The 11,320-nt window shown below is 43.7% G+C and carries 11 protein-coding genes and 1 pseudogene; 3 read left to right on the top strand and 9 right to left on the bottom strand.

The window, feature by feature from the left end:
* Both A3763_RS13005 and A3763_RS13000 read left to right on the top strand, forming a co-directional pair.
* Positions 1-877 (top strand): hypothetical protein (locus A3763_RS13005; RefSeq protein WP_231872193.1); only part of this gene is annotated, 877 nt, incomplete at its 5' end.
* Between the two features lie 21 nt (positions 878-898).
* The gene (locus tag A3763_RS13000) at positions 899-1,777 is read left to right on the top strand and encodes a CoA ester lyase (protein WP_068634463.1); all 879 of its coding nucleotides are present in this window, start codon (positions 899-901) and stop codon (positions 1,775-1,777) included.
* A gap of 48 nt (positions 1,778-1,825) precedes the next feature.
* On the opposite strand, the gene A3763_RS12995 is transcribed toward A3763_RS13000, so the two are convergent.
* The 9 genes from A3763_RS12995 to lexA form a co-directional block, all read right to left on the bottom strand.
* The gene (locus A3763_RS12995) at positions 1,826-2,698 is read right to left on the bottom strand and encodes an ABC transporter substrate-binding protein (protein WP_068634464.1); all 873 of its coding nucleotides are present in this window, start codon (positions 2,696-2,698) and stop codon (positions 1,826-1,828) included.
* A gap of 74 nt (positions 2,699-2,772) precedes the next feature.
* Positions 2,773-3,111, bottom strand: coding sequence for a P-II family nitrogen regulator (glnK, locus tag A3763_RS12990; RefSeq protein WP_068509576.1), 339 nt, complete (start codon positions 3,109-3,111; stop codon positions 2,773-2,775).
* Between the two features lie 70 nt (positions 3,112-3,181).
* Positions 3,182-3,658 (bottom strand): FKBP-type peptidyl-prolyl cis-trans isomerase, encoded by a 477-nt coding sequence (locus tag A3763_RS12985; RefSeq protein ID WP_068509573.1) that lies wholly within the window; start codon positions 3,656-3,658, stop codon positions 3,182-3,184.
* Between the two features lie 45 nt (positions 3,659-3,703).
* On the bottom strand, positions 3,704-4,165 hold the full coding sequence (locus A3763_RS12980; protein WP_068509571.1) for a flavodoxin family protein: 462 nt from the start codon (positions 4,163-4,165) through the stop codon (positions 3,704-3,706).
* Positions 4,166-4,234: 69 nt separating this feature from the next.
* A complete protein-coding gene (locus tag A3763_RS12975; protein ID WP_082865477.1) occupies positions 4,235-5,407 on the bottom strand; it encodes an alanine--glyoxylate aminotransferase family protein in 1,173 nt (390 codons plus the stop codon).
* Positions 5,408-5,604: 197 nt separating this feature from the next.
* Positions 5,605-6,420 (bottom strand): outer membrane lipoprotein-sorting protein, encoded by an 816-nt coding sequence (locus A3763_RS12970; RefSeq protein WP_068515813.1) that lies wholly within the window; start codon positions 6,418-6,420, stop codon positions 5,605-5,607.
* Between the two features lie 204 nt (positions 6,421-6,624).
* Positions 6,625-9,006, bottom strand: coding sequence for an RND family transporter (locus A3763_RS12965; RefSeq protein ID WP_068634465.1), 2,382 nt, complete (start codon positions 9,004-9,006; stop codon positions 6,625-6,627).
* Between the two features lie 358 nt (positions 9,007-9,364).
* The gene (locus A3763_RS12960) at positions 9,365-9,877 is read right to left on the bottom strand and encodes a cell division inhibitor SulA (protein ID WP_068633773.1); all 513 of its coding nucleotides are present in this window, start codon (positions 9,875-9,877) and stop codon (positions 9,365-9,367) included.
* Positions 9,874-10,485: a transcriptional repressor LexA gene (gene lexA, locus A3763_RS12955; protein ID WP_068511122.1), complete on the bottom strand. Its 612-nt coding sequence runs from the start codon at positions 10,483-10,485 to the stop codon at positions 9,874-9,876. The genes A3763_RS12960 and lexA overlap by 4 nt, the downstream gene beginning before the upstream one ends.
* A 254-nt stretch (positions 10,486-10,739) precedes the next feature.
* Between lexA and A3763_RS12950 the strand changes: the two are divergent.
* Positions 10,740-11,320, top strand: a pseudogene (locus A3763_RS12950) (hypothetical protein); the annotation flags it as partial.

Here is an 11,320-nt window from a genome sequence, read left to right as displayed (position 1 = left end):
TAGCTATAAAAGATCCAAGGGAGTCTCTATGAGCGATATAGATATTGAGTACTTGCAGCAGTGGGTAGGAAAGCAAGAAACCAAAGAAGATGATATTAGTCTTTTTCAGGCGCAAGCTTTGGCTGCGGCACTTGATAACGAGACTCTACCCGAGAAAGGTGATGCCTTACCTCCATTTTGGGAGTGGATGTATTTTCTGCCAACGCCAAAAGCCAGTGCAACAGGTGTTGATGGGCACCCGGATAAAGGTGGCTTTTTACCCCCTGTACCACTTCCTCGCAGGATGTGGGCGGCCGGTGAGGTTGAGTGTCATAAGGCTTTGATTATTGGCCAGCCGGCCTCTCGATTATCGACGATTGAATCTGTTGAACTTAAAACGGGTAGTACCGGCGTGTTGGTTTTCGTTAATGTTCGCCATGATATTTCACAAGCGGGTGAGCTGTGTATCAGCCAGGTACAGAATATTGTTTACCGGGAGCAACCAACAGAAAGAGCTGAGTTGCCACCAGGCAAGCCTGCGCTTTCTGAAGCCGATTTTTCGCAAGAAATCACGCCAAACCCAGTGTTGCTATACCGCTACTCGGCGCTGACTTATAACGGCCATCGTATTCATTATGATCGCGACTACGCGGTAAACGAAGAGCTGTATCCTGCCTTGGTTGTTCATGGGCCATTGCTGGTGACTTTATTGTTAGAACTTAAACGTCATAATATTGCCGATAAATCTTTGAAAACCTTCAAGTTCCGAGCGGTTAGACCGACGTTTGATACCTCGGTGTTTACCGTGTCTGGTAAGCGGGATGGCGATGATTTATCCCTATGGTCTGCTGATAATGATGGTTTTACTTGTATGACAATTAAAGCAAGTTTGGCCTAAGGATTCGTGAGCGAGAATAAAATGAAGAAATTAGACTACCCAGGCTGGCGTACGGCCTTGTTTATCCCTGTGCACATTGAGAAATTCGTCGCCAAAGCGCATACGCGTGGTGCTGATGCTTATATTCTGGACTTGGAAGATAGTGTTCCGCTAGAGCAAAAAGCAGAAGCTCGAGAGTATGTGGTCCCGGCTGCGAAAACGGTTAGCCAGGATGGTGCTGCTGCATTGGTAAGAATCAACCTTGATGAGCGCTTTGCCATGGACGATGTTGTCGCGTCGGTCAGTGAGCATGTTAGCGCGATTGTAGTGCCAAAGGTTGAGTCTGCTGACCAGTTACGGAAGTTCGCCGCTAAGATTTCTAAATTGGAACAGGAGCGAAATATTCCTCAAGGGCATACAGCGATTATTGCAATGATTGAGTCGGTTGATGCTTTACCCAAACTGGATGAAATCGCCTCAGCAGACCCGCGTGTTGTGGCGATGACTTTAGGCTCTGAAGATTTCTCGGCGACAGCTGGCATGCAGCCACTTCCTCAAACCTTGTTGCTGCCAAATCAGGTGCTGGCATTTGCTTGTCGTCGTGCCAACATTATGCCTTTGGGTTTTCCAGGTTCGATAGCTGACTACAGCGATATTGATGCATTTACTGAAACGGTTAAGTTTGCCAAGCAGCTAGGTTTTGTAGGAGCCTTCTGTATTCATCCTAAGCAAGTAGAAGTCATTAATGCAGTATTGACGCCTAGCGCGGAAGAGGTAGAACATGCTGAAGGTTTGCTTGCTGCATTTGAAGCAGGCTTGGCTGCAGGCAAGGGAGCCGTTGAATATAAAGGCAAGATGATTGATTTGCCGGTTGTAGAGCGGGCAAGAGAATTATTGAGAAATGCTAAAGCTTTAGCATAGCCGACCTCTTTACTAGTGAGGGCTTGCTTATAGTGAGCCTCTTTCTAATTACTTAAAATATTTTTGATAAACCGTCTGAGTATATCCGCTTTCTTGTAAGTGCTTTAATGCTTGTTGGAATTGATAAGCAACGGAACCTTTATGGGGGCTGGTTTTTTGATTGTTAAAGCCTAAAGCGCTGTTTTTATCAAATCTGCTATTTTGTTGTTGCTTAAAGTGTTTTGAGTTAATAGAGAAGGCCGCTTTTAACGAAGAGTATTCCTTCTCAATTGCATTTGGGTGAAGCCGTAGGCCAATGTCACTAAACTGCTTAATGCGGTTTCGTTTTAAGTAATAATCCAAGATATCTATATCATATACATAGAAATTACCTCTACCTAGTTTCAGTGCCTGAATTGCTTTATCAATAGGCAATTTGCCCATTTTCTGAATACTTACTTGAGGAGCGCCTTTGGCATATTCAGCGGAACTACCTCCTAAAGGGACAAGCAAAGTACCTTTCGCCTTCTCAAAGTCTTTTATTTCGAAGTCTGTAATGTCTGAGACTAAGGCTTGTTTCGATAGAAAGCCATTGTCCAGCCAATATAAAAACTGTGATCTTTTTTCTGAAAAACCAGACGAAGGATAGAAATCGATATCACCTTCTTTAAGGTGATGATAAACACGTTTTTTAGGTAACCTTACGATTTCAAGTGAGAGTCCTATCATCTCTGCTGCTTTAGAGAAAAGTTCTCGGTATGCACCGCTATTATCATTTTTGTTGCCGATATAGGGCGGTTTGCTGCCTTCTTTATAGCCAAGAATGATAGTAGATTTATTGTCGGGAGAGGTGTGTGAAGTTTTTTCTTGTGAATAGCTAAGAGAGGCTTGTAAAGAAAGAAGAAAGCTTAGAATGAATACCCATCTTGTTGGATGTTTCATTTGTGCCTCCTTTTAGTTAGCTGCTTTGAAGCTGAGCTAATGCGAGTAGCTCACTACTCGCATTATAGGCTTATCTATACAGCGTCACTACCGGTTTCGCCAGTACGGATTCGAATCACTTGCTCAAGTGATGAAACAAATATCTTGCCGTCGCCGATCTTTCCAGTATTGGCTGCATTTGTCATCGCTTCGATAACTTTATCTAGCATATCTTCACTGATCGCTACTTCTAGTTTAACTTTTGGTAGAAAGTCTACAACGTACTCAGCGCCACGATACAACTCTGTATGACCTTTCTGGCGACCAAATCCTTTAACTTCAGTAACTGTTATACCCTGAACACCGATTTCTGATAGTGCTTCACGTACATCATCAAGTTTAAAAGGTTTGATTATCGCAGTAACAAGCTTCATTCTATTCTCCGTTATCTTAAAAAGACTCGTAATTGTTCTGTTACGAGTAGTTATATCTCACTATAGTTGTTTATTCATTGATGCCAAGCAACTCAACATCAAAAATTAGTACCGAGCCAGCCGGGATGGCGCCAGCAGCTCTATTTCCGTAGCCAAGTTCGCTCGGAATAAATAATCGGGTCTTCTCGCCAACCACCATAAGTTGCAGACCTTCAGTCCAGCCTTTGATAACTTGATTCAAGCCAAAAGAGATAGGTTGTCCGCGAGCTACGGAACTATCAAAGACAGTGCCATCAGTTAAGGTGCCATGATAATGAACTTTAACTTTATCGTTTGCAGTAGGGTGGGCTTCTCCCGTACCGGCTTGAAGTACCTTATATTGAAGACCCGACTCGGTTGTGACAACGCCTTCTTTGGTCATGTTTTGGGCAAGAAACTCACTGCCTAATTGTTGATTCTCAACGGCTAGCTTTTTGTTTTGATTAGTGCGGTGGACGATGAATGCTGCAAGTGCAACAACAAGTATGACAACAATGATTTTTAACACGGGTGATTTGCCTTTTATTAAATCGGTATTGGAATGAAATAGATTCTAAATGATTCCCTGATCAAGTGCACATGCCATTGCGCCACCTAATTCCGAGCAATGGCTCTCAAACTCTTTTTGGTAAGCGCCTTTTAGTAAAAGGGGCTCCTGTACCCATCGCCACTTAAGGCCAGTGGTAATGGTTTCGAGAGCACGAATTGTACCTGTGCCATCATGACCGGCTCTAATATACGCGGCACAGGGTAAGCCTTGTTTCGCTTCTAAGCATGGGTAATAGCAACGGTCGAAGAAATCTTTGAGGGCACCACTCATGTAGCCTAGATTCTCGGTAGTGCCGAGTATAATGGCGTCTGCACTTAGTACATCTTCTGCTTGTGTTTCAAAAGGAGTTTTCGACTTGAATTCAACTTGCTCAAGAGCTTGGCTGATGACACCCTGGCACAGAGCTTGTTGTAAGGCTTGTGTATTTTCAGACGGGCTGTGGGCGACCAAAAGGAGTTTTTTCATTTCGCTTTGCTTGAGATACAAAGCTTAGGGTAGGAGTGGATTACTCATACCCTAGCCCTGTCTATTGGGTTATGGGTATGCATTCTCTACTGCAGACATTGCAGCGTCGACATCGCAGCTATGTCCAAGTTCGTTAAGCACCGCGCCTAAAGAGCTAACGCAGTAATCAACGTTTTTACGATTACAGCCATTGCCCATTAAGCCGATTCGCCATGCTTTGCCAGCAAACTTACCTAGCCCTGCACCAAGTTCCAAGTCGTACTGGTTAAGTAGTGTTGATCTAACAGTCGCATCATCAATACCTTCTGGAATCTTCACTGCATTAAGTTGAGATAGGCGAATATCTTTAGGCACTAGCATTTCAATGCCGAGCGCTTCTAGACCAGCAACCAGTGCCTTATGGTGCAGCTCATGACGTTCCCAAGCGCTTTCCAAACCTTCTTCTTTAAGAATTAATAGCGATTCGTGTAGTGCATACAAACTGTTAACTGGCGCAGTATGGTGATAAGTACGCTTAGCACCTTCACCCCAATAGTCCATGACCAGGTTTAGATCGAGGAACCAGCTGTAGTTCTTAGAGCTTTTGGCTTTGATCTTTTCAATTGCTTTAGTGCTAAAACTGACCGGAGAGAGACCTGGGATACAAGATAAGCACTTTTGAGTGCCTGAATAAATTGCGTCTATGCCCCAGTCATCAACTTGAACATCAGAACCGCCTAAAGAGGTGACGGCATCAACGATTGAAAGACAGTTATGTTGTTGAGCTATTGCACATAAGGCTTTTGCATCAGAGCGAACACCGGTAGAGGTTTCAGCGTGAACAAAAGCGATCATTGAAATATCAGGATTTTCTGAAAGCTTCTGGTCTACTACTTCTGGCTCAACAGCTTCGCCCCACTCAAATTCGATGGCTTCAACCTGAGCGCCTGCGCGAGTCGCGACTTCTTTCATGCGCATGCCAAATACGCCGTTAATGCAGACAAGAATTTTGTCACCCGGCTCAACCATATTCATAAAGCAGGTTTCCATACCAGATGAACCTGGTGCAGATACCGGAATCGTAAGTTCGTTTTTGGTTTGGAAAACGTACTGAAGAAGAGATTTTATCTCATTCATTAGCGATACAAAGCTAGGGTCCATATGACCGATGGTTTGCTGAGATAGTGCTTTAAGTACTCTTTCGGAAACATCTGACGGGCCAGGGCCCATTAAGATGCGGTTTGGAGCGTGAAATGATTGCATAGTTCGGGTGCTGCCTGTGTTACTGGTTAGTTCTGTATTATTTTATTAAAAATATGAAGATGCCAGTATAGACGCGAGAGTATGACAGGGCGATGTTTATGCAGCTAAAAAAGAAAAAATGTACAAACAATCACATTATCTGTGACTGGATGTACATTTTTTGCAGTGCTGTTTAGGTCAATAGAGCGGAAATTAGACTAGCGAGCGCGCTTCAAGCTGTTCTTGGTGAAGTCACTATCACTTAGCCCGGTAGAAAACTGAAAATTGCTCCAGATTAAGTCAGTGCTTTTACCTGTCTGGTGATTCTGCATCTTCATCACATTCGGGCGCCAGTATTGGTCAAGATATTGATTGTAATCACTAGAGTTGAGGGTCTTTAGTAGCGCTTTTTTACGGTCATAAAATTCAATTTTATGGACGCGGTATTCACTCTGGTCGATCCAGGCAATTTGGCTTGTGTAGCCAGAGTTTTTATCTGTTGGGAAGCGTTTAACAACAAAGCAGGTTTCTGTGCCACACGCTTCGTCTTTTAAGTACTCATAGCTATACTTTTCAACTTCTTGTGAGCTTAAGTCTTCGAAGGCAAACTCACTTCCCATGAATGGGCCAGACTTGTTTTTAGACGCGATTCGCTTAACACGCTTTAGTGCTGGTAGGAATAACCACTGATCATCCGCATCAACTTTGTGCGAGAACGTCAGTAAAGCAGTACCACGAACAGTTTTAGGCTCATCAAATATGGTTAAGCCTTTGTCACCATCATTTTCGACTTCGAGGGATTTTACGCGCAAAACACGAACACTTTCTTCACCACGTTTGTTGCGTAAGGTCATCGTCATGTCAGCAGTAGAGTCCTTCCAACCAGTGTTTCGCTTATCAGATTCAATGGCGATAGCTAAACCTTTTTCTTGAGGTGTTTCTGCAAAGGTGTTGCCTGAGAGGCTCAAGGCAGTAAAGCAGGATAATATCGCGATGGATTTCTTTACACCGCGAGCAGAAAGGTTAGATAGCATGGATATTGTCCTCGGTCTTGTTATCTTGTTAGTTGGCACTGCAGCAGCATCATTGAGAAACTATATGATGATGCTAGAAGCTAGCGCCTATTAGATACGAAAATGTCGATTAGTTAAACTGAAATCCCTTACTTCGTTTGGAACGGTACTTTCCATGAGTAGAAAGTAGCACTATCAGTTTGTTGAGTTACCTTTTTAGGTGACTTAGCCATTTAAGGGTGCTCTTTGATCTAGGATACCTTGATCATCGATTGTTAAATCTTGCTTAGCTTTTTTACGTTTACTTCCAACCAAAAACAGTAAAAGCGGTGGAAGGAAGAAAAAATCAACAAGTAAAGCGACAACGATGGTTACGGCCGTCATCAGTCCCATATCGGAGTTCATAGAGAAGTTGGATATAGCTAATACAGCAAAGTTCGCAAATAGAATAAATGTGGTGACCAACAGCGCAACGCCAACTGTACTAAAGGCATAGCGAATCGCATCCTCGGTAGATAGCTGATTCTCTCGCTTGGCACGTAAAAATTTACTTAAAAAGTGAACGGTGTAGTCGACGACGATCCCCAAGGTCATTCCGAATACAACAGATAGTCCAATACCGATTTGTGCAACGGTCATTCCCCAAACACCAAAAGCAACTAAGGCCGGAAGGAGATTGGGAAGTAGGCTAACAAAGCCGTAATATGCAGAGCGTAAACTGAAAGCCAACACAACAGAGATAATGATTAAAGCGATAAATGTACCTTGTAGCATGGAGCGAATGTTATTCTGACCAATATGAGCGAACATGATATCGCTACTTATCCCGTGGGAAAATTTAAGGCTAGGAATATTTTCGGAAAACCAGCTCTGAGCACGTTCTTCCAAAGCGAGAAGCTCCGAAGTAGATGTTTTCGCTAGATAGCCTGTTAAACGAGTCTTGGCTTTGTTGATGTCCACTTGGTTGTTCAAGTCGAGTCCGTAAGGGAGTGACATTTCATAAAGTAATAAATACTGTGAGGCGAGCTCTGCATTATCAGGGAGTTTATATGCGCTAGGGTCATCACCATGCATATTTTTGTTCAGACGCTTCATGACATCAGTAAAGGTCGAGACGTGTTGAACTTCTGGTTGAAGCTTTAACCAGTTTGCTGCCTTTTCAAGGTTTGCCAAATACTCAGGCTCGTTGATTCCACCTTCTTCCTCGGCTTCAACAATAAAGGATATGTAGCCTAAGCCGGTGAGCCTTTCTCTGGTAAAATCAGCTGCCTGTCTTTGTCTCATTGGCTCGTCAAAATACTCGACCCATACGTCATTCAATTCGTTTTGAGGTAAGAAAGAAATGCTGCCAGCCATAATAACCATTGTGCCAATGAGTAGACGTTTAGAGTGTTTGATGACCCAGTTTGATAGCGTAACTGTCCAGCCGCCTTCTTTATGCTCGCGTGATTGAACTCGGAATGGCAGAAGCATAATGAGTGCAGGCAGTAGCAATACAGAGAATCCCCATGCACCAATTACGCCTAAGGCGACAATATTTCCTAAGTCCCGGAAGGGAGGGGAGTCGCTAAAGTTCAGAGACAAGAAACCAATTACGGTTGTGACACTGGTTAAAAAAACGGGTTGCTGATTGATACGTAAGCTTTCGATAACAGCCTGAGCCTTGGTTTTCCCTGACTGCATTTGCTGGAAGAAAGATGCCAGGATATGAATCGAATCGGCGATTGCTAGTGTCAGAATCATTGTTGGTGCATTGGCGGATGCGGTGGTGATATCCATACCCAGCCACGCAGAGATACCAAGCGCGAATAGGATTGAAGTAATAATGACAACTATGATGGAAAAGCTACCTGAGAAGACCGTAATGATGCTCCGGCTTGCAGCAAACATGTAGATCGCAATGCAGGTGATGGCGATCAAAAATGCTAAGGGGACGATATGCGATAAGTCATACATCGCCGCATCTTTGAAGGCATTGTCAAAGATGATTTGTCCGGTCACATATACAGTCAGGTCGGGATACTTTTGATTTAAATGAGCTTGAATCTCGTAGGCTGCAGCGGCTACTTCGGGTGTTTCTTTACTAGGATCCAGCCCAGGCATTTCCATAGAAACGTTGACGCCGGTAACATCGGCGTTAGCGGCGATGAGGCGCCCGGCAATTGAGGGCTCATTGAGTGCGACACTCTTTGCGTACGCAATTTCACTGCTCGATAAATTGCTTGCATCTGTAACCAGGTTGTCTACCAAAAGGTCATCGTCTTCTGCAATAGTGTGTTGGTAATTGGTAATAGAGTCCACGCGTATTGAGTAGGGAAGTTGCCAAGACATTTCGGTAAGCTCTTCAATGATGCTTAAAGTCTCTCGAGTAAATATATGGCCATCTTGGGGGGCGAGGACAAACATGACGTTGTCACTTTTTGTAAAGGTTGCCTGTAAATCTTCGAAGGCTTTTAGGTGGGGATTATCATCACTAAAATAAATCCGGTAGTCGGAGCTAAATTTTGTTTGCGGTAAACCTGTGGCGGCAAGAAATACCACAAGCAATGAGGCGAATACCACCAGTAAGCGAAACTTAACAAGAAAATGGCTTATGCGTTCAATCATAGCGTAACCTACCTAATGTTTCTATTGCCGCAGAATGCCTGTAGCGAGCATGATAACTATACTTAAAGGTTGTGACCGGCGGTCATGAATTTAGAATACTACGCTTTGAACAGTGTGAATACAATGAATAAAGATATTTGAAGCTAAGAATAACTTTTCTAAATATGGAAAAGTAATAATGCTAATGGCTTAATAATGGGATAATTGCTGTGACGGAAAATCTTCTTATAGGTCTTATAGTATTGGCTTGAGAAAAATAAGTTTCGATCCTTGAAACTTTAATAGTGGTCACTAAGTGCGAGGGCTAGCGACTAACAGAAAACGAGTAGAAAACTTTATATGTTGCGTACAAAGGTGATTATCTGGAACGTAGTACTATTCCATGGCTATTTCCTTTTGCAGATGCCTCCTCAAGCGAGTCAAACTCTTCATTTGATAGGGAGTTTGTCCAGGCAATTACTGCGTGGCAGGTGCCTGCTTCAAGTGCGCGTTTGCTTAACTCAATGGCTGATATAGACTCAGACGATCGAAGAATCATAATTTCTTCCATTGCAAGCCCCTGGTGTTGTTCTTGCCACTTTTTGAGCAGTTGAATAGGCGGGTCAATCCAGGCAAGCCAGCGTTGCTCCTGATTTAACTGGCTCAGCATAGGAAGAACCATTTGAATGCTGTCAGCCTTATCTTTAGCGATGATAATTTCCGTGACATTTGCTGCGACATGCTCAGTCTGCTCGTTGCTTAGAGAGGCGCCAGAAGTTGAAGAACTTAAAGGCTGAGCAGGGTAAGTTAGCTGTACCGGGCTTTGGCCAAATTGGTTAATAGTATTCAGGTCGTCAAGATAGTCTGACTCATAAATAGATAGCTGCTTCATTGGATACCCTCCTTACGGATAACGCCTACGCCCAGGCCTTCAATTACTACATCTTGTTCTCTCAGATCGATCACGATGGGATCAAACTCTTCATTTTCGGCAATAAGCTCAACGATGTGTTTGTTTTTATTGAGACGTTTAACCGTTACTTCTTCGCCCACTCTGGCAACGACGATTTGCCCATTTCGAGCTGTTTCGGTTTTATGGACTGCAAGCAAATCTCCGTCGAGTATGCCGATGTCCTTCATGCTTTCACCTCTGACGCGTAATAAGTAGTCAGCAGAAGGAGAGAAAAACTCTGGCGCAAGTGTGCAGTAGTCTTCGATATTTTCCTCACCTAAAATCGGGTTACCAGCAGCGACTTGACCAACAATCGGTAAACCCTCGGGAATATCGCTTTGTGGTAAGCGAATGCCACGGCTGGCTCCGGGAACAATCTCGATCGCCCCTTTCTTGGCTAGTGCCTTAATATGGTCTTCTGCTGCATTGGCAGAGCGAAAGCCAAGTGCCAAAGCTATCTCCGCGCGAGTAGGTGGGTAGCCTGTTTCATCAATATTTTGTTTGATGAGCTGCAATACTTCGCTTTGTCTCTTGGTGAGCTTTAGCATGCCATGTAGTCCGTTAGGTTGAGTTAATATTTATCTGTGTGAATAACCAGTAACTGTAAATGTATACAGTAAAATGCGTTTTGTAAATGTTTTGGAAAGAACTTTTCCATATATTTTATTGAAAGCCATTTTTTACCGATGCATGATGTATCGAAAATGCACAGTTAAAGGCGGGCGAAAACTTGAATCTATCGACAACAAAAATAAATTCTATCTTCCACAAAACTTCTACATTGCTTCTTACGAGTGCTTTAGTGCTTAGTAGTGGTAATGCCAGCGCGAGTGTTGAAGGTGAATTAGGTTTTCAGACACGTACTTTTGTGGAAGAGGGTTTGGCCGGCCAGAGTCAATTTCAAAGCTCGCTAAGTGGGCAGATAGAATTCGATACATCATTAGGTCAAGGAGAGTTTGTAGCCAAGGTATTTGGTCGCTATGACTTTGAAGACGATGAGCGAACACATTTCGATTTACGCGAAGCGCTCTGGACCTACTACGGTGATTCTTGGGAGTTGCAGGCGGGTGTCGGAAAGGTGTTTTGGGGTGTCACTGAGTCTATGCACCTCGTTGATATCGTTAATCAAAGTGACAGCGTCGAAAACCCTGATGGCGAAGACAAACTCGGTCAGGCGATGCTTAAGTTTTCACTTGAACGAGACTGGGGAACGGTAGATCTTTTCTGGCTACCTTACTTTCGCGAAAGAACCTTTGTTGGTGAAGATGGTCGCTTGTCGGCTACCCCCGTGACTGTAAGCAATGATGAAGCGTTTTACGAATCTGGCGCTAAAGAATGGCGCAACGATGTTGCGATCAGATATTCTCATTACATTGGTGAGCT

It is taken from the genome of Oleiphilus sp. HI0128 (assembly GCF_001635365.1).
Note: the sequence above shows the minus strand (reverse complement) of the source record. Positions and strands in the feature narration are given on the sequence as shown.

Excerpts from the sequence above, each read along its gene's own strand:
- glnK (WP_068509576.1), bottom strand. The coding sequence starts at position 3,111 with ATGAAGCTTGTTACTGCGATAATCAAACCTTTTAAACTTGATGATGTA.
- lexA (WP_068511122.1), bottom strand. The coding sequence starts at position 10,485 with ATGCTAAAGCTCACCAAGAGACAAAGCGAAGTATTGCAGCTCATCAAA.
- A3763_RS12960 (WP_068633773.1), bottom strand. The coding sequence starts at position 9,877 with ATGAAGCAGCTATCTATTTATGAGTCAGACTATCTTGACGACCTGAAT.
- A3763_RS12965 (WP_068634465.1), bottom strand. The coding sequence starts at position 9,006 with ATGATTGAACGCATAAGCCATTTTCTTGTTAAGTTTCGCTTACTGGTG.
- A3763_RS12980 (WP_068509571.1), bottom strand. The coding sequence starts at position 4,165 with ATGAAAAAACTCCTTTTGGTCGCCCACAGCCCGTCTGAAAATACACAA.
- A3763_RS12975 (WP_082865477.1), bottom strand. The coding sequence starts at position 5,407 with ATGCAATCATTTCACGCTCCAAACCGCATCTTAATGGGCCCTGGCCCG.
- A3763_RS13000 (WP_068634463.1), top strand. The coding sequence starts at position 899 with ATGAAGAAATTAGACTACCCAGGCTGGCGTACGGCCTTGTTTATCCCT.
- A3763_RS12970 (WP_068515813.1), bottom strand. The coding sequence starts at position 6,420 with ATGCTATCTAACCTTTCTGCTCGCGGTGTAAAGAAATCCATCGCGATA.
- A3763_RS12995 (WP_068634464.1), bottom strand. The coding sequence starts at position 2,698 with ATGAAACATCCAACAAGATGGGTATTCATTCTAAGCTTTCTTCTTTCT.